This window comes from Bacillus sp. BC08 (genome assembly GCF_054326875.1).
The window spans coordinates 120,464-139,160 of the sequence record NZ_JBTGPA010000027.1; the positions used below are offsets into that span (position 1 = coordinate 120,464).

Annotated in this window: 21 protein-coding genes; 9 read left to right on the plus strand and 12 right to left on the minus strand. The window is 34.8% G+C overall.

The features are described 5' to 3' along the window. Positions 1 to 182 precede the first annotated feature (182 nt). From ACXVYO_RS06875 to ACXVYO_RS06885, 3 genes are all read left to right on the plus strand, one after another. Positions 183 to 1,976, plus strand: a complete 1,794-nt coding sequence (locus ACXVYO_RS06875; RefSeq protein WP_458466423.1) for a hybrid sensor histidine kinase/response regulator transcription factor — start codon at positions 183 to 185, stop codon at positions 1,974 to 1,976. 280 nt (positions 1,977 to 2,256) lie between these two features. Beyond that, a complete protein-coding gene (locus ACXVYO_RS06880) occupies positions 2,257 to 3,534 on the plus strand; it encodes a histidine--tRNA ligase (protein WP_458466424.1) in 1,278 nt (425 codons plus the stop codon). Positions 3,535 to 3,696: 162 nt separating this feature from the next. Beyond that, positions 3,697 to 4,008, plus strand: a complete 312-nt coding sequence (locus ACXVYO_RS06885) for a hypothetical protein (protein WP_429705299.1) — start codon at positions 3,697 to 3,699, stop codon at positions 4,006 to 4,008. 121 nt (positions 4,009 to 4,129) lie between these two features. On the opposite strand, the gene ACXVYO_RS06890 is transcribed toward ACXVYO_RS06885, so the two are convergent. Continuing rightward, a complete protein-coding gene (locus ACXVYO_RS06890; RefSeq protein WP_458466425.1) occupies positions 4,130 to 4,510 on the minus strand; it encodes a winged helix-turn-helix transcriptional regulator in 381 nt (126 codons plus the stop codon). 129 nt (positions 4,511 to 4,639) lie between these two features. Here ACXVYO_RS06890 and ACXVYO_RS06895 point away from each other — a divergent pair, with 129 nt between their 5' ends. Both ACXVYO_RS06895 and ACXVYO_RS06900 read left to right on the plus strand, forming a co-directional pair. Beyond that, positions 4,640 to 5,323 (plus strand): NAD(P)H-dependent oxidoreductase, encoded by a 684-nt coding sequence (locus tag ACXVYO_RS06895; protein ID WP_458466426.1) that lies wholly within the window; start codon positions 4,640 to 4,642, stop codon positions 5,321 to 5,323. Positions 5,324 to 5,478: 155 nt separating this feature from the next. Next, positions 5,479 to 5,760 carry a DUF1292 domain-containing protein gene (locus tag ACXVYO_RS06900; protein ID WP_002008111.1) on the plus strand — a complete coding sequence of 94 codons (282 nt, stop codon included), beginning with the start codon at positions 5,479 to 5,481 and terminating at the stop codon, positions 5,758 to 5,760. Between the two features lie 50 nt (positions 5,761 to 5,810). On the opposite strand, the gene ACXVYO_RS06905 is transcribed toward ACXVYO_RS06900, so the two are convergent. The 6 genes from ACXVYO_RS06905 to ACXVYO_RS06930 form a co-directional block, all read right to left on the minus strand. After that, positions 5,811 to 6,881 carry a pyruvate kinase gene (locus ACXVYO_RS06905; protein ID WP_458466427.1) on the minus strand — a complete coding sequence of 357 codons (1,071 nt, stop codon included), beginning with the start codon at positions 6,879 to 6,881 and terminating at the stop codon, positions 5,811 to 5,813. 80 nt (positions 6,882 to 6,961) lie between these two features. Beyond that, the gene (locus tag ACXVYO_RS06910; RefSeq protein ID WP_458466428.1) at positions 6,962 to 7,672 is read right to left on the minus strand and encodes a hypothetical protein; all 711 of its coding nucleotides are present in this window, start codon (positions 7,670 to 7,672) and stop codon (positions 6,962 to 6,964) included. Between the two features lie 337 nt (positions 7,673 to 8,009). After that, positions 8,010 to 8,768: an SDR family oxidoreductase gene (locus tag ACXVYO_RS06915; RefSeq protein ID WP_458466429.1), complete on the minus strand. Its 759-nt coding sequence runs from the start codon at positions 8,766 to 8,768 to the stop codon at positions 8,010 to 8,012. Positions 8,769 to 8,824: 56 nt separating this feature from the next. Next, positions 8,825 to 10,483 (minus strand): putative ABC transporter permease subunit, encoded by a 1,659-nt coding sequence (locus ACXVYO_RS06920; protein WP_458466430.1) that lies wholly within the window; start codon positions 10,481 to 10,483, stop codon positions 8,825 to 8,827. Continuing rightward, complete coding sequence (locus ACXVYO_RS06925) at positions 10,476 to 11,201, minus strand: ABC transporter ATP-binding protein (protein ID WP_000570199.1); 726 nt, start codon at positions 11,199 to 11,201, stop codon at positions 10,476 to 10,478. The genes ACXVYO_RS06920 and ACXVYO_RS06925 overlap by 8 nt, the downstream gene beginning before the upstream one ends. Before the next feature lie 88 nt (positions 11,202 to 11,289). Further along, positions 11,290 to 11,484: a hypothetical protein gene (locus ACXVYO_RS06930; RefSeq protein ID WP_000958866.1), complete on the minus strand. Its 195-nt coding sequence runs from the start codon at positions 11,482 to 11,484 to the stop codon at positions 11,290 to 11,292. Between the two features lie 331 nt (positions 11,485 to 11,815). Between ACXVYO_RS06930 and ACXVYO_RS06935 the strand changes: the two genes are divergently transcribed. Both ACXVYO_RS06935 and ACXVYO_RS06940 read left to right on the plus strand, forming a co-directional pair. Continuing rightward, positions 11,816 to 12,175, plus strand: a complete 360-nt coding sequence (locus tag ACXVYO_RS06935) for a DUF3796 domain-containing protein (RefSeq protein ID WP_458466431.1) — start codon at positions 11,816 to 11,818, stop codon at positions 12,173 to 12,175. Then, on the plus strand, positions 12,163 to 12,363 hold the full coding sequence (locus tag ACXVYO_RS06940) for a helix-turn-helix transcriptional regulator (RefSeq protein WP_087984149.1): 201 nt from the start codon (positions 12,163 to 12,165) through the stop codon (positions 12,361 to 12,363). The genes ACXVYO_RS06935 and ACXVYO_RS06940 overlap by 13 nt, the downstream gene beginning before the upstream one ends. 68 nt (positions 12,364 to 12,431) lie before the next feature. Here the strand turns inward: ACXVYO_RS06940 and ACXVYO_RS06945 are convergent, their stop codons facing one another. The 5 genes from ACXVYO_RS06945 to ACXVYO_RS06965 form a co-directional block, all read right to left on the minus strand. Beyond that, complete coding sequence (locus tag ACXVYO_RS06945; RefSeq protein ID WP_458466432.1) at positions 12,432 to 13,394, minus strand: tubby C-terminal domain-like protein; 963 nt, start codon at positions 13,392 to 13,394, stop codon at positions 12,432 to 12,434. Between the two features lie 172 nt (positions 13,395 to 13,566). Beyond that, on the minus strand, positions 13,567 to 14,277 hold the full coding sequence (locus ACXVYO_RS06950; RefSeq protein ID WP_458466433.1) for a YjjG family noncanonical pyrimidine nucleotidase: 711 nt from the start codon (positions 14,275 to 14,277) through the stop codon (positions 13,567 to 13,569). Between the two features lie 42 nt (positions 14,278 to 14,319). Then, positions 14,320 to 15,234, minus strand: a complete 915-nt coding sequence (locus ACXVYO_RS06955; RefSeq protein ID WP_458466434.1) for a phosphotransferase family protein — start codon at positions 15,232 to 15,234, stop codon at positions 14,320 to 14,322. Between the two features lie 112 nt (positions 15,235 to 15,346). Continuing rightward, positions 15,347 to 16,369, minus strand: a complete 1,023-nt coding sequence (locus ACXVYO_RS06960; protein WP_458466435.1) for a tyrosine-protein phosphatase — start codon at positions 16,367 to 16,369, stop codon at positions 15,347 to 15,349. A 174-nt stretch (positions 16,370 to 16,543) separates the two neighbouring features. Then, on the minus strand, positions 16,544 to 17,266 hold the full coding sequence (locus ACXVYO_RS06965) for a GNAT family N-acetyltransferase (RefSeq protein ID WP_458466436.1): 723 nt from the start codon (positions 17,264 to 17,266) through the stop codon (positions 16,544 to 16,546). Between the two features lie 123 nt (positions 17,267 to 17,389). Here ACXVYO_RS06965 and ACXVYO_RS06970 point away from each other — a divergent pair, with 123 nt between their 5' ends. Continuing rightward, positions 17,390 to 18,229, plus strand: a complete 840-nt coding sequence (locus tag ACXVYO_RS06970; protein WP_458466437.1) for a DUF2785 domain-containing protein — start codon at positions 17,390 to 17,392, stop codon at positions 18,227 to 18,229. An 18-nt stretch (positions 18,230 to 18,247) separates the two neighbouring features. Next, positions 18,248 to 18,697 (plus strand): NUDIX hydrolase, encoded by a 450-nt coding sequence (locus ACXVYO_RS06975; protein WP_458466438.1) that lies wholly within the window; start codon positions 18,248 to 18,250, stop codon positions 18,695 to 18,697.

Below are 18,697 nucleotides of genomic sequence, written 5' to 3' on the forward strand. Positions count from 1 at the left end.
ACGTTTTAATTTATTTTTGACGCTTTATGCAAAAATGTCATATAAAACATGTGACAAACTGTCAACTGCTTCATATGACATACTTTGTTGACTGTTTTTCTATTGACGATTTCAAAGATATGTTACATGATGAATCTGAATCATTGATAATTAATCTTAAAATACAAGTAGGTGCTTAATTTATGTTCTCATTCACAAAAGAATGGATTTGGTATGACTGGATATTTGTGCTCATACGAACATTTTGGCTAATTGTTATCATCAGCGCTAATTTTATGTTTCCAACATCCATTCATACATCAAGTATGATTGTACTTTCTCTCACTTTTGTCGTTTACCTTTTACCATTAATTATTCGATATAAGAAACCAGAATGGTACCCTGCATTCGATATTATCACTGCGGGTTGTTTTTATCTTTACTTAGCATCCGTAGCTCCAAATTTACTTTGGTCATTCATTTTACTCGTAATCATTATTGGACTATGTAGTAATCAAAATAATTATATATGGAGCGGTATTTTTTGTGGATTTGCATTCCCGCTATTGAATGCTTGGATTGCCAACCAACCTCCATATGAACTAATCGTTAGTTGTAGTCTCGGTTTTGCCATTGGCATCTCTTTTAATATATTAATTCAGTATCATAAGCAATCTCGAATTATTGAAGAGCAAAAACTACTATTAGAGCAACATATTAAAAGGATTGAAGAGCTTACTTTAATAGAAGAGCGTAATCGACTGTCACATGAACTACATGACACAATTGGTCATACACTTACTTCTCTCATCGCTGGCGTCACATCACTAAGATCATCAGTACCGGATTCACAGTTTGAACGAATTGACTCCCTTATCAGTATTGCTCAGCATAGTCTAAATGATATTCGAAAGCATCTACATGAGCTATCTCATAATCCACTTAATAATTCATTAAGTGACTCACTACAACAATTAACAGATGAATTTATGAAATCTACAGGTACAACCGTTACATTTCGTATGATCGGAAACGAGACCCTTGTAATGCAAAAAGTGAATTTTTGCCTATACCGTTGTCTTCAAGAGTCGTTAACAAATGCTGTTCGGCACGGTAAAGCGAGCAACATATCCGTTCAACTACATTTCGACGACCAACAACTTCGATTGCAAATTGAAGATAACGGGATTGGAATGAAAGAAATTCAATTTGGCTTTGGACTCAGTGGAATGAAAGAGCGACTTGAACAAGTTCAGGGGACATTATCGGTTCAGTCTAATGTTGAACAGGGAACATTAATTGTTTGTAATATTCCATTACAAGCAAAACCTGTACATGACATCATTCGCTTATTGGTCGTTGATGATCAGGCACTTATTACAAATAGTTTAGAGCAAATTTTAGAGAATCAAAATGATTTTATTGTTGCTGGGAAGGCATACGATGGATCTGAGGCATTAATATTATGTGAACAATTACAACCTGACATTGTACTAATGGACATTCAGATGCCAGAAATGAATGGTATTGAGGCTTTACTAAAAATGAAGCGACGTTGGCCTAATATGAAGATTGTACTTATGACAACATTTGAAGATTCCTTACAAGCATCAACTGCACTCGAGCATGGAGCTGAAGGTTACATGTTGAAATCTATTCATCCACAAGAAATGAAGGAGGCCTTGAAACTTATTTATAACGGTGGAACTTGGATTGACCAATCAGTTGCTACACGTATTTTTGAAGAAATGAAACTTCAACGTGAGCAATTAGCGAAAATCAAATCAACTAAACAAACTTTTCCATACGGACTTACAAAACGGGAAATGGAAATTTTAGAACATTTATCAAACGGATTACGCTATAAATCTATTGCAGCTAAGCTATTTTTATCTGAAGGAACAATCCGTAATTACTGCTCAAACCTCTATTCAAAACTAGGTGTTAACAATCGTGAAGAAGCGATAAAAATGGCACGAACAGAAAACATCTTGTAGGCAATGTGAAATGAATACATTTCGCTTCAAAATCAAAAATATTGATAATTCAAAAATCAACTGATATAATTTGGAAAAACTTATGTTAAGGAGAGATTTGCAATGCAAAATGTTAATACTTCTTTCCAACTTCATCATCATACGTAATGCCGTGTATCCGAAGAAAAATTTTTCTTCGTGGGTACAGGGCTTTTCCTGTTGACCCACGAAGCATTCATAAAGCTATGTGGGTATTTTTATACCCGCATAGCTTTTTTTAATTTAAAAAGGAGTGATTACAATGGAAATGAAAAATGTAAAAGGAACGAAAGACTATTTACCAGAGGAACAAGTGTTGCGAAATAAAATTAAAAGAGCTTGTGAAGACACGTTTGAACGATACGGATGTAAACCGTTAGAAACACCAACGTTAAATATGTATGAGCTTATGTCTTACAAATACGGTGGTGGTGATGAAATTTTAAAAGAAATATATACGCTTCAAGATCAAGGAAAACGCGACCTTGCCCTACGCTACGATTTAACAATTCCATTCGCAAAAGTCGTAGCAATGAATCCGAACATCCGCCTCCCTTTTAAACGGTATGAAATTGGAAAAGTATTTCGAGATGGACCAATTAAACAAGGAAGATTTCGTGAGTTCATTCAATGTGACGTTGATATAGTTGGTGTAGAATCTGTCATGGCAGAAGCGGAACTTATGAGTATGGCGTTTGAACTGTTCCGAACGTTAAACTTAGAAGTAACGATCCAATATAATAACCGAAAATTATTAAATGGTATTCTCGAGTCCATTAAAATCCCTACTGAATTAACGAGTGACGTCATTTTATCATTAGATAAAATCGAAAAAATTGGGATTGATGGTGTACGAAAAGATGTATTAGAGCGCGGAATTTCTGAAGAAATGGCTGATACGATATGTAATACCGTTTTATCTTGTCTAAAGCTTTCAATTGCTGATTTTAAAGAAGCTTTCAATAATCCACTCGTTGCCGATGGAGTAAACGAACTACAACAATTACAGCAATATTTAATCGCCCTTGGAATAAATGATAATGCTATATTCAATCCATTTTTAGCACGAGGACTTACAATGTACACAGGTACCGTGTATGAAATCTTTTTAAAAGATGGCTCGATTACATCCAGCATCGGTAGCGGTGGTCGATACGATAATATTATCGGAGCATTCCGTGGTGATAATATGAACTATCCAACAGTCGGTATTTCATTCGGTTTAGACGTTATTTACACAGCACTATCGCAGAAAGAAACAATATCATCTACAGCGGATGTATTTATCATCCCACTCGGGACAGAATTACAATGCTTACAAATTGCCCAGCAATTACGTTCTACAACTTCCTTAAAAGTCGAACTCGAACTAGCAGGACGCAAATTAAAACGGGCCCTTAATTATGCCAATAAGGAAAACATCCCTTATGTGCTTATTATTGGGGAAGAAGAACTTAGTACAGAAACCGTTATGCTGCGGAATATGAAGGAAGGTAGTGGGGTGAAGGTTCCCCTTTCTTCTTTAAATAGTTATTTATAATACGAACCACCCTCGTTTGGGTGGTTTTTCTATTTTATAGATAACGAAATCATTAGTTAACATAAAACAATTATATTCTACTAAAAATCACAAGTATTTAATATCCAATTACCTATTATTTTTGGTAATATATAGATATGGATTGTTTTAGGAGGATTTACTTTGAAAACTTACATACAAGCACTAAAGTGGACTACAGGGATCTCTCACCTATTATTACTTCCTTGTTATTATTTATTTCCAAGTTTTGTTAACCTAGGCGGGATACCTTTACTACTATTGATTGCTTTACATATTACTACTATTTTATTAGCTAACAAAGCAGGCATGAATACGTACGCTCATTATATAGGTATTATCGTTACTCTAGTTGCCTTCTTTCCTTATATAGACGTCGTTCTACATATTATAGCAGCTGTTTTCCTTTTATTAGATGCAATTTCCACTACTAAAAAGAAAGTTTTTGATTCATAGCAAAATCAATAGCACATCCCAAGAATAGATTCACATGCATTTTAATGACAACCAAAATTTTAGAAAGTAAAAAATAAAAGGTGTCTTCACATATGGAAAACACCTTTTATTTCTACAACTCTTAACTATTATTTTTCGTATTTCTACTCTCCAAAACTTTCTCCATATTATGAGTTGCCCATTCCATCATTAATAGAATCATTGGACGTAGTGATTCACCAAGCTCCGTTAACGAATATTCTACTTTTGGCGGCACTTCACGGTATACTTCACGATGTATAATGCCATCTGCTTCAAGTTCTCTCAGCTGCAGTGTTAACATTCTTTGTGTGATATTAGGTTTTAATCTTTTTAATTCATTAAATCTCTTTGTACCATCTAATAAATGATACAAAATAACCCCTTTCCATTTTCCGCCAATAACCTCAACCATAGCTTCCACTGGACAAGAATATTTATTTAGAAATGGGTAATTTATATAATTGTCATTCGAACAATCCATCATAAATCCCTTCCCTTACCAATAGTATCTTTTTTGATACTATAACACATAAATGTGCGTACTTGTATCTATGTTACTTTAAAAATATAATTTACTTACAAAAACAAATTAATGAAAAGAGGTACTTTTATGACAAATACAAAACAAATTACAAAAGAAAAAATTATGGAGGCTTTTCATTTCAGACATGCATGTAAAGAGTTCGATCCTATGCACAAAATTTCAGAAGAGGATTTGAAATTCATTTTAGAAACAGGCAGATTATCTCCTTCTTCTTTTGGTTATGAACCATGGAAATTTATTGTCGTACAAAATAAAGAATTAAGAGAAAAACTACAACCGTATTCATGGGGCGCTGGTGGGCAACTTGCAACAGCTAGTCACTTTGTTATTGTTCTTTCAAGAAATATTAAAGATATGCATTATGATGCAGAGTATATTAAATATATGATGAACGATATTATTGGATTACCTGAAGACACTCAAAAAATTAGATATGAATTCTTCAAAAAGTTCCAGGAAACAGATTTTAGCTTATTACAATCCGATCGTGCTGTATTCGATTGGGCATCTAAGCAATCTTATATTGCTTTAGGTAATATGATGACAAGCGCAGCTCAAATCGGCATTGATTCTTGTCCAATAGAAGGATTTGATAAAGAGAAAGTAGATTCTTTACTTCGTCAAGAAGGCATTATAAAAGACGATAATCTTGAAGTGTCTGTTATGGTTGCCTTTGGTTACCGTAAAGAAGAGCCAAAGCGTGATAAAACAAGACAGACTATGGATACAATTGTTGAATGGATTAAGTAATATAGCACTCACAAATAAAACTCCTTCTAGCTAAATACTTATTCTATTGAAGAATCAGTTGTTTTTCCAATGTATGAAATTGATTTTTTATGGAAAGATATGTTAGTATGTATACAGTTTGAGCGCTCTATTTTTTAGAGTCGAACAGGAGGAGAATGGATATGTCTGATATTGAAGTTGGCGAAGTGTTTACTCTCAGTGATGAGAATAATGAGGATCAGGAAGTAGAAGTACTTGGAGCGATGGATGTCGAAGGCGCAGAATATATTGCAGTTGCCTTCGTAGAAGACATTCAAACAGAATCTGAGGAAGACATTGATATTTTCTTTTTAAAAGTAGAAGAAGATAATGAGTTTTCATACATTGAAAATGATGAAGAGTTTGATAAAGTATCTGCTGCTTTTGATAAAATTTTGGACGAGCAAGAGCAAGAATAATATGAATGAAAAACACGAGGGCGGATACATATCCGCCCTCTTTTTATTTATCAATCATCCAAAGACTTATGCAGCAATTCCAATACATCTTTCATCACAAAAGGCCCGTCTTTTTTCACATGCTCAGCGAATTCAGAAACGAGACGTAATGTTTTTACACTTTCAATCGGATGCTCGCCTGATGCACTTTCAGCAGAAAGCATAACGGCATTCGTTCCGTCCAGTACAGCTTGAAACACATCGGTCACCTCAGCCCTTGTTGGAATAGAATGATCTACCATTGATTGAAGCATTTGTGTCGCTGTAATAACATATGTATTCGTTCGATTACATTCCTGAATCATCATTTTCTGCAAGAGCGGAATAAATTGATACGGCAACTCTACTCCTAAATCCCCCCTTGCAATCATAATTCCGTCTGCTTCTTTACATATATCTTGAAAATTCTCGATCGCTTCCATCGTTTCTATTTTTGCAATTACATTAGGTGATGTTTCTTTATATTGCTGTATAAAATCTCGTATTTCTTTTATATGACTAGGTTTTCTTACGAAAGAACACGCGATAAAATCAACATCCTCTTCTAACAGAAACTGAATGTCTTTTTTATCTTTCTCTGTAATAGCTGGTAAACTAACGATTGCCCCTGGTAAGTTCACCCCTTTATGAGATGAGATATTACCACCTGTTTTCACCTTTGTTTCTATTTTATCCGCACTTACCGTTTCAACGATTAACTCAACTTCGCCATCATTAATTAAAATTCTACTTCCAACTTTCACGTCATTCACGATTCCTTCATAATCAACACTTGCTTCTTTATTGCTCCCTGTAACTGGTTGTGTATGTAAAATAAAAGAATCTCCCGCCTGAAGTGTAATTTGTTCTCCTTTTACTTCACCTAACCTTATTTTAGGACCTTGTACATCGCCTAAAATTTTAATAGAATCGTCTAGCGATTTGACTAAACGAATGATGTCTTTATGACTTTCATGCGTGCCATGTGATAAATTCAACCGCACTATTTTCATGCCGTTGTGTATTAACTGCGCTAACGTTTCTTTATTATTACTTGCTGGCCCAATTGTACAAACTCGATCGATTGTCATTTTTATCACCATCCTTTTTCACTAGGATTCCCATAATCTTTACTTACACTCTCAACATAAAAAAGCCTACTCACAAAAGTAGGCTTTTGAAACTACGAAAGTTTCGTTAATAACTGATTTAAATCTTTTTTCGTTTTCGTCGTTAATGACTTCATTTTAGTAATATCTATCTTTTCTTTCTCCGCTCCTACAATTAACGGATACATACTTTGCCCAATTGTTTTATATTCAGCTGGGTGAGATGCTTCTAACTCTTTCTCGATTACATCCCACTTTTCATTAATTTGTTTTCCAAGTTTATTTACTGTTTCTAATTTAGGGTTTGCAGCTAATTGCTTGTCTAAGCTTTCAATTAATGCAGCAACTTCTTTAACATTTGTTTTCACAGCTACGCTTTTCTTCGGATCTTTCGTTGTTTTTCCGTTTGAGTTTGTACTTGTACTTTGATCTGTCGTTTTTCCGCTAGTCGTTTCGTCATTCGTTTTTCCTGTCGTCTCTTTTTCTTTTGTTTTCACATTCTCATTTTGAGATGACGTTTTGCCGTTACTTTCTGTTCCTGATGATTCTTTCGTATTTTTTGCATCTTTATCTGTTTTTTCATTTGAAGAAGTATTTGTTTCTTTTTCATTATCTTTCGTTGTTTTTGACGTCTCATCTGTACTTGTCGTTTTTGCTTCTCCTTCATTTTGCGCTGTTACTTGTTCTTTCTTTTCTGTCTCTTTCTCTGCTGAAGGACTACAAGCTGCCATAGTAAGCATTGTACCAATTGTTATCGATGCGATAGCGACCTTTTTCATTTTCATATAAATCCCCCTATGTTTACTTTATTTATCCTCCCCTTTACGATTCGATTTCCCCTTAAAAAATCCCTTTTCATACGAATTACCATCTTTCCGACAGTAATCTTCATAATAATACGTACAAAAACTGATAAACCAATTTGAATATTCGAGTTTCTTCTACTTCATTTTTCTTCTCTGTAGTAAAAGAAAAAGAGTATATTGTCACATGAAGAATTACTATCTTCATATGCCGATATACTCTCCTATCAAATTTTTATCTTTACTGACATTTTATTTAAACAAAAAAATAAAATTTTCTTTCATTTTTTGTTTCTCAATAGTTGTTAACATAATATATTTATGAGTAACCACCATTTGAATGAATAACTTGACCCGTAATCCATTTTGCTTCTTCACTTACTAAAAAAGAAATTAAGCGTGCTGCATCCGCTGGTTCTCCTACTTTACCTTGCGGGAACTTCCATACTAAATGATGTTTCAGCTCCTCTGTAATCCATCCTGTATTCGTCGGCCCTGGATCAACTGCATTTACTGTAATCCCCTTCTCCATCGCAACTGGTGCTACTGATTTTGTAAATGCTTCGATTGCTCCTTTCGTCGCTACGTATGCTAGTTCATCTGGCATCGGACCTAACGACTGCCCTGAAGTAAGATTAATAATACTGCCACTCGTTTTCAGCGCATAATGTTTTATAAATAATGAACTTAATAACATAGTAGCACGGACATTCACTGTGTAATGTTTATCTAACTGTTCTACATTTAATCCTTCAATTCTCGTATGAGTAGCATACGCTGCATTATTAATTAAAATAGATGGATCACCTAAACGTTCTGAGACCATATAAAACAAACGATTTGGCGAATACGACTGCGATAAATTGATTTCTGCCATTTCACATCGAACACCTAAACTTTCAATCTCCTCTTTCAACAAAAAGGGCTCTTTGTCATGCATTCCCCACGGCATCGCTTTATCATACTGAGACCAGTACGTGAAAAAAATGTCTATCCCTTCTTGAGCAAGCACCTTGCATACAGCTGCACCAATTCCATTCAGACGAGTTGCCCCTGTTACAATTGCTATTTTCTTCACCTTTTCTCCTCCATCTATGGATAGATCCCCTGCACGAATACAGAGGATCTATCTTTTTATTCAATATTTGACAATATGCGTTCTGCACCTAATTTTAACATTTTAATTAAAATATAGTTGGTAATCGTAAACATTACAAATAAAACGATAAACATAACCCACAGTCCTACTTGAAGGAAGAAGTATAATAGACTTACTCCCGCTACAATAACTAAAGCTATAAAAATATTAGCTAAAAAGTTCCACAAAGTTGTATATCGGCTCTTAAATAATTTCTGCTCTGTATCCCAATGTATATCTGCAGTTTGTGCATCCCAGCGTGTACCGATTAAATTAATTAATAATAACCCGTTCGCACTTAGTAAAAACCACAGTAACATGAACACAGGAGAAATCCCTGCTACAACTGCCATCGTAATACCGAATACTGCTAAAATAATTACATTAATTAACCAAGCAGTGATCGCTTTCGCAAAAAAGATGTCTGAAGCTTTTACTGGTAAATAACGATTCACAAACCAAGAGCTTCCATCACGTGAAAATGATGTTGTTGCGATAACGTTACTTCCCATTAAAAATAACGATGCACAAAGACCAACGCCAATTGCAAGACCTGCTGATTCTGGGTTATCAATATACCCTGTGATCCACTTTAAATTTCCATCTTGCACGAATAAAACAAAGAATAACATAATCGGCATAACAAAAGTTTGTACGATACAATTTAAGAAAAATTGCGGTGTACGGAATAACGTTTTAAATTCTTTTTTCACATACGCTTTTAAATGTGAACTTTGTACCGTTGATTTCTGTAAGCCTTCTGCTGAAATAACCTCTTTTTTTGCTGTACTCGTTGAAAGTCCAATTACCCCTTTTAAATATGTACGCTCTGCAATGTAATAAAACAACACAAAGAATACAAATGAAATAAGTGCAAAGATGATTACGTATAAAGGACCCTTCCAATTTGCATTTTCTACTAATGCCACTGCTCCGAAATATGTAGTTGGAAAGTAATTTGTCATTTGTACTAGAAGTGAAGATTGGTTGTTAGCAAGGTAATTCGTAAGTGCATCTTCAGAAAACGAGCTTTTATTTTTCCACTGTAAAAATACATTAATTCCTACAATAAATAGTATACTTACGATTCCAATAAATATATTGCCTCGATCTTTATTTTTCGCTATATTCGTATACCTCATAATAACTGTCATCAGTAATGAAGCTAATACTAACGGCACAATCGGGAAAAGTAAGTAAATAAAAATCATGTATATGTAATATGTAATAAATGCGCCACTTTTTAACCCGTACGTAATAAAGATTGGTAATAAAATAAATGAACTCATTACGTATTGTGTAATTAATACCGTTAAAAATTTTGCCGAAATAATTTGAGCTGGTTTTAATGGTAATGGCAATAACATTTCAATGTCATTACTATAGTAAAATACAGTCAAAATGTTCGTTATACTCATTAAAAATACCCATATACTCGCAATCGCAAGTCCCATTGCGATAATCATTCCTGGGTCTTGCCCTAAATGTTTCATCCCTTCATACATTCCGTGCGTGATAGAACCAAATATTAAAAAGCCGACAAATAAAATGGCTGCAAATGAAAAGACATACGCCCATCGCTTCTTCTTATCTGTTATAAAATCTGCATAATTTAATTTCAATAATACTTTCGTTAACGTCCAAATTTTACTCATTGCCCGTCATCTCCAAGAACATTTTTTCAAGTGATTCATTGGATTTAAAATGATCTCTCATTTCATCTAAATTTCCTTTAAACTGAAGATTTCCTTTATTAATAATTGCAACGCGGTCACATATTTTTTCTGCCACTTCTAATACGTGCGTCGAGAAAAATACGATTTTTCCTTTATCCGCATGTTCTCTCATCATTTCTTTTAAAATATATGCAGATTTCGGATCAAGCCCCGTTAACGGTTCATCTAAAATCCATACATCTGGCTCATGCACGAGCACACCAATAATAACGATTTTTTGTCTCATACCGTGCGAGTAACTTTGAATTTGATCAGATAATGCGTTATAAAGATCAAATTTCTTCGCTAAAGACTCGATTCGTTCTTGGCGTACTTCTTTCGGCACTTCATACATATCTGCCATAAAGTTTAAATATTCAATTCCCTTTAATCGTAAAAACATATCTGGGCTATCTGGAACATAACCAAACGTCTTTTTCGCTTCCATCGGATTTTTCATAATATCTTTACCGTTAATCGTAATCGTTCCTTTGTCCACCCCATGAATACCAGTAATCATCTTAATTGTCGTTGATTTACCCGCACCATTCGGTCCTAAAAATCCAAAGATTTCTCCACTAGGCACAGATAAACTTAAATCTTTTACTGCATAGGTAGACCCATTATAACTTTTCGACACATTCGTAATTTCAATCATTACATCCAATCCTTTCCTTAATTACCAAATAACTATATCAATATTATAGCATACTTCTATTTTTAGATTTTTATATTTTTTCAGTTTTTTAACCTTTAAAATAAATATACACGCCTAATCCAACGATTAAAACGACAGCTAGTAAAATATAGATCATCGTCAGCCGTTTAATATTCCCTTTTGTCGCTTTACTATAATTCGCATCACCATTCCGCCCAATTAACACCGTTGCCACTACCGTAATCACTACAAGTAATACAACGATCATGATCCAAGTTAGCATTCCTTCCTCCCCCTCCTTACAACCATTTTACAATATTATCCTCTTTATTTCGCAGTATATTTCCTCTTTTTACTATTATTATGAAAAGAATTGGAAAACTATTATTATCACACATTTCTATATGTGATATATTTATAACACAACGTGATTTATCCCGCTTTAATGGGCAGTAAGACCCCCACCTCAAAATTCAGCGAAAGCAAAGAAGTTAGGTGGGGGATCAACTGCCCATAAAAGTCCGATTGGTTCAACTAATAATCAGTGGGGGATGAAGAAAACCCCCACTGATTAAAGTTTCACTTTATTTCTAACATTGAAAGGAGAATCTATCGTGAAAACAACTTGGATTAAATATTTAGGATTTCTCGGTTTTTTCGGTTTCCTCGGCTTTTTTTATGAAAAAGGATTGTTTACTATGTTCTGTTTCTTCTCCTTTTTCACGACTTATAGAACGGTTCAACACGATGAATTATTTGAACAAATCGTCAATAAATCGTGCCGCAACGCATTTATCGTTACATTACTAACTACCGCTATCGTTATGTTTATTGAAATGTTATTTCCAAACCCGGTGCTACAAGAGATTGATATCGCTCTTATTTTTAGCACACTCATTCTTACGTTCGGCTTCTCTATGTTCTTTTACGATAAACCAGTTGATGAAATGGAAGATGCGCCATGGCGTTCGTAACGAGAATAAAAGAATACCGCGCCAAATCGAACATGACACAAGAAGATTTAGCGAAAACTGTTGGTGTACGCCGTGAAACAATTAGCCATCTCGAAAAAGGAAAATATAACCCTTCCTTACAGCTTGCTCACGATATAGCGAAGGCACTTCATAGTACAATTGATGAGATTTTTATTTTTGAGGATTAATTGAATACACAAAATCATATAAAAATACCGGCATTCTTTTCACAAAGAATACCGGTATTTTTCATTTATCACCCATACAAAACAGCATGAAATACACCTAATAATAAGTATTGATCCTCTATATAACCCTCATCATATACAGTCATCTCAATATCATACATATCTTCCTCAAGACGAATATTCCAATCTGCAATTACATAGCCGTTTCGCAATAACTTTCCAAGCCCAATTGTAGTTTTGTGAACAACATATTCTTCTCTCTTATATGTAAAGGTAAATAAGAAATTTGCATCTAATAACTTCCCATCACATACAAGTATTTCATGCTCTGCATCATTATGATCGATGTACGTTACTAAAATCCTTCTTTGACGCTGCCTACTTACATCCTTTGCAATGACGCGAATGTTGTCTTTACTATCCTTTATTTCGTATATGATATTACTACCGACTTTCGGAATAAAGTCTAGCACTTTCATCAACGTATTTTTATAATAGCCCCGTACTGCGCCTACTCTTTCGCTTTCATTGTAAACTTCTATCGACGTCGTATCCGCTTTACTATCACACAGTCGTTTGTAAGAAAGCTGCATCATTCGCTCTCCTCGTAAGTACTGATCAAACGTAACGGGATATTCAATCGCGCGCAGTTCCTTATTTAGCTCAAATAAATAACGTTGAACGCTCTCTACTAATGCTCTAGTAGAGAGACGCTCCTGAAGTTCAAATTGTTGCCAACTAGAAGAAACTCTCCATTGATCGTCCTCTTCATAAAAGAATCCGAGAATTACTTCCTCACGGTCACTCGTTTCATAATTCATATGTACGTTTTGACCGTATTGTACTTGTTCCATCCACTGTCCTACATAAATGCCGAGCTCTGCGACCTTCATACATGACTTCTGAAAAAGTACGCTGTCACCGACAAGAATTGTTACATCCCCTTCAATAAAGCCATTTGCATAAGCGGCATACCGCGGCTCATCCTTTTGCGGAATACTCTTGTCTAACTCAAATAAAAACGTTAACATTCTTTACTCACCTCTAGTTATTACACCGATCGTACCTATACATTGAACGCAACTCAAATTATATCGACGATTTTTCCAATATATCTACCGTAACTCAAAATATATCAACGATTTTTTCGATATATCGACGATTCGACACAGAATATCGACTTATCGACAAATATCAACACATTTAAAATGAAGCTACCTTTTCTTTCGCCACTTCCGCAATTTCTAAAATTTGTAGCAAGCTCTCCACTTCATAAGTCGGCTTAACACTTGCCCTATTTTCTTTCAAACTTGGATTATACCAACACGTATCAATCCCGTAATCTTCTCCGCCTCGCATATCAGAAGTTAGCGAATCTCCAACCATTAGTACACTTGATTTATCAGTAATCCCAAACTTCTCAAATGCATAATCAAAAATCTCACGTGCTGGTTTTTGATGACCAACCTCTTCTGAAATAATAATATGATCAAATAAATTACATAAAGGCGAATTTCCAATTCTCGATTGTTGCACCTTCGTATATCCATTCGTAATAATACCTAACTTGCAACCTTGTAGTTTCTCACATAATTGCACTGCGCCTTCTATAAGGTGTACTTCTTTCCCTAAGTTTTCAAGGTATACATCACTAAATTGCTGTGCATCTACTTCTATATTATGAACGGCAAATAATTGTCTAAATCGATCTACCGCTAATTCACTTAGCGTAATCATTTTATTTTCTAAATCTCTCCATAATCCATTACTAATCTCTTTATAACTTGCAAGATAATCATTATACCCTGTAGGCATCCCGAACTGTACAAACGCGTTATGTAATGCGTTTCTTTCCGTTTCAGGGAAATCTAGTAATGTATCATCTACGTCGAATAATATAACTTTGTATTTCATGATGTTCTCCTCAATTCTATTTCAAAAATTCATTCCCATAGCTTATAAACTTTTATATATTTCGTGATGGATTGCTTTAACCCGCTCTTTATAGAATACACCTTTATCCTCTATTTTCAAATGTGCTATAAATAAGTTTGCAAGCATGACCGCTGTATCTAACCTAAAAAATAAACTAACAATATGAGGAGTAGCGTTAAAGATACTATCATTCTTATATCCATCTTTAAATTCATCCCAACTAACCTCATTTGTTTCAGCTATTCTCATAAGCTCCAGTAATGGGTGACCAATTAGAGCGTTATCCCAATCAACTATCGCTTTAACCTCTCCATTATATCCAATTAAATTGGCCGGTCGAATGTCCATATGTAATAAACACTTTTCATGATCTACTGTACTAAGAATATGTTCAATTGTTTGTGTATCTGGAAGTTTCATTCCACAGTTCGTGATTGTATTAAACCCTTCTACCCGTTTCACAATTCGTTCTGCTATATACTTACTAATGGGCTCTCTAATGTTTTGTTCGTAATGTAAACCATCAATTGGCATACTATGAAGCTTACCAACTAACTCGCCTATTTTGTACGCAGAAATTGGCATATGATCAGTACACACACAATCCGAAATTAAAAAATCAAGTTCGGCAGAAAGATGCAATCCGTGTATCTTTGGCACTGGAATACCTTTTGAATGACAAAACTCAGAGAGCTTTGCTTCCTTTTCCAATGAAATCCGACTATTAAATAAATCTTCATTTATATTTTCTACTTCTTTCTCCCACGGCACTCGAAAAGCTAAAGCCCCCTTTTCTGAATCTCCGCGAAAAACAATATTTTGCACTCCCGTTCCAATCACCTTTAAATTCTGAACAGCCAGTTCCTTATAATCTTGACTTAGTATTGTTGCTAGCTCCCCTTTTAACCTCTCTGCTTTTACACGTGTATGAATCATTTTATCCCCCGATTCTTAATTTCTTTTCATCCCCGGTGCACAACAATCCTCATAAACAAAATTATAACAACAATAATAAAAGGAGGCTAATCCAATCAGCCTCCCCCCCTCATTATTTATCCTCTAGCAATAACACTTTCATTTCCTCTAACGACTCTTTCGTAAAGCCAAGTGCTTTTTCAGCATACGCTTCAACTGAACCGTATTGCTTTTTCACTTCATCAACCGCAGCTTGTAAATATTCAGCGCGCGCTTCAAACATTGCGCCTAATATCGCTCTACTTTCATCGTTTTGTAGTTTTGCACCTAAAAAGGCCATCATTTTTTCATTTAACTTTTCACGGAAGCCGTTACTTAGTAAGTAATCTTCCATTACTGTTTTTTCCGGTACACCTAGTAAAAGTAATAATAATGCTGATCCAAATCCTGTACGGTCTTTTCCAGCTGTACAGTGGTTGACTAACGGTAAGTTTTCTGGATTTTGCGCTAAGTTCAAGAAACTCACGAATGCTTCATTACCACTTACGAAATCTTGATTCATTTTCACAAGGTACTCGCCTGGCTTCCCTAACATAGAAAGGTCACCAACTTGGAAAAATTCATTTATATTTAAATCTTTCGCTAAATCTTGCATAACTGGTAAGCACACTTGACGAGCACCTGTAATTTCTGGGTTTGGCTTATGCTTTACTTCAAAGTCTGTACGATAGTCACAAATTAACTTTAAGCCAGACTTTTGTAAATAGTCGATATCCCACTCTGTTAGCCCTGCTAGTTCTTCAGAACGGTACAACTTGCCCCATTTTACTTTACGGCCTTCAGTCGTTTCATACCCTCCCATATCACGGAAGTTAAACGCGCCTTGTAATGGCAATCTACGCTCAGCTACTGTCACTGCTTGTCCATTACTTCCAACTAGTCTAAAATATGGACGCTCATTTTCAATCGGGTTTTCAATTGTACATGATGATTCTCCATTTACCGTTGCAAGTAATTCTCCAGTTTCTTCAATATGCTCTGGTGAAGTACTCCAATAAATACGAACTTCTTCTATATTATTTTCCCACTTTATATATAACGTATTATCTTCATTTCTTTCTACAGTCGCTTGTAACCAATATCTTTGCTGCTCCATTCTTTCACCAACGCTTTCTCATATAATCGAATCTTTCTCTATTGTATTATAGGAATATCTATTTTGTCGTTCTCATTTTTCTTTTTATCTTACAAATAAGCAAAAAGTTCTTTTACTTGTTCAAAATTTGTACACGGTTTCCCGTTAAACAAGTTCAAGAACTTTTTCACCCTCCTAAACTTTCCTCACATATCGCTCAGTACAACTCAGCAGCTGACATCCGTTTTTTTCAAAAACATCCTTCATCCATTCATTTTGTACATTTGTCTCGCCAATATAATAAGATGCACCTATTTCTTTTAAGACAAACATTGCTCCTGTAAAGAATGCTGCTTCATACCCTTTATTTCGCATATTTGGAGCGACTGCGAAATACATGAGTTTTCCTTCTTCTAACGTACCTCTCTCAATATGCGGGATTACAATTCCTATTGGCTCTTCATTGATACTCGCTGTTAAACAATGTTCTTTCCATTGCTCACCAATTTCTTGTAGCATCATATTTACAAATTGATCATAAGTGACTTGTTCTTCCGTCATTTCGTTCCACAGTGAATAAAAAGCGTCTTCGCCTATCTCTTCAATAAGCTTAAAATCGATCTCACTTTCTACATCTTCTACTTCATATATATCCTTAAACACAACCATGTTTTCGGTAACATATTCAAATAAATACGTTTCGAAACATTTCTTATACACATCATAATTTGGGCTTTTTGAAGAAATCTCAAAATGTAAATTTTCTATTCCCTCTTTTTCAGCCTCAGTAACGCAATACTGCATCATTTCCTTTAATTGCTCTTCTGTAAAAGGCTCTGCATTATTTTCTTTTATCATGATAGAAGAAGCATTTCTTCTTATTTTAAAATGTTTTTCTAACTGTTCTATAGTCATCATATACTTCCCTCATCTATGTCATACTCGAATTTCTACTTGTTCTCCTTGCATGAGCAGGATTGTCCTTGAATATATAGAATACTAGAAAACATCGCATCTTTAAAGTGCGGAGGAGGTTCTCCATTGGATATTACAGCATTACAACAACAGTTAGAGCTTATACAACAAAATGACTATACGCAACTGCAACATATAGATATAAATGAGTTAACACTCAACATGCTTCAGTATGTCGGAACGACTGATAGTTACGTTCGTTATCAACTTATATATAAATGCTTTTCCTATTTCATTCATCATGAATTCCTTATGGATGATCAATTAAAATTACTTTTACATACTTGTTTAAGTGATGAGTATTTATATTGTGACATTCACTCCCCACATTCAGATGGGGTTTTCACACGTTCCTATACTGTTTCGTTAATTGCGTTAATACTCCAATTTGCTAACTCGCACTACTTTTTTACAGAGGAGGACATCGAAAACATAAAAAACAAACTCATTACATACACAAACTTAGAAACGGATTTTCGAGGCTATATTGAAAATAAAGGATGGGCTCATTGTATTGCCCACGTATCAGATGCCTTTACCGAAATTGTTCACAATTCCTATACGACCTTTGAATGGTACGGGGAATTAATTCATTGTTTATTAAATAAAATTTTTATCCCATCTGATCTTTTTCACAATAACGAAGACGAACGCATTATTACGCCGTTACTAGCAATGCTGTATCATGACTTTCCGCAAGATGAGTTAGTCTCTATTATTCATAAAAAAATAAAAAGGCTTCCTCAAATTAGAAAACGCCTTTCACTTAATGAGTATTGTATTTTATGTGCCAACATTAAAACCTTTTTACGTACATTATTTTTCAGAACAAAAGATGATCATAACTTAGCCTATACAGCACGTAAAACAGAAAGAATGTTAAAAGAACTTCCTAACTATTATTAAAATATAAGGAGAACAACTATGGGATATATTGAAGACATGAGAAATCTAGTAGGTAATCAACCTCTTATTTTAATCGGTTCACACGCCATTATATTAAATGAGAAAAATGAAATATTACTGCAGCTCCGTACAGATTTTAACCGCTGGGGCATTATTGGCGGCGCCTTAGAATATAACGAATCGTTAGAAGACGCTTTAAAGCGAGAAGTATATGAAGAAACGGGACTTATCATTAAAAATCCAGAACTATTCCGTACATACTCAGGACCTGATTTTTTTCAAGTCTATCCAAACGGCGATCAAGTACACGGTGTACTCGTAGTTTACATTTGCCGTGAATTCCACGGTGAGCTTGTATGCGACCAAACGGAATCGAAAGAACTATGCTTTTTTCCACTTGATGAGTTACCTAGTAATCTTCCTTCTGTTATTGAGAGGATTGTTACTGACTTTCGGAATTCGAATTGA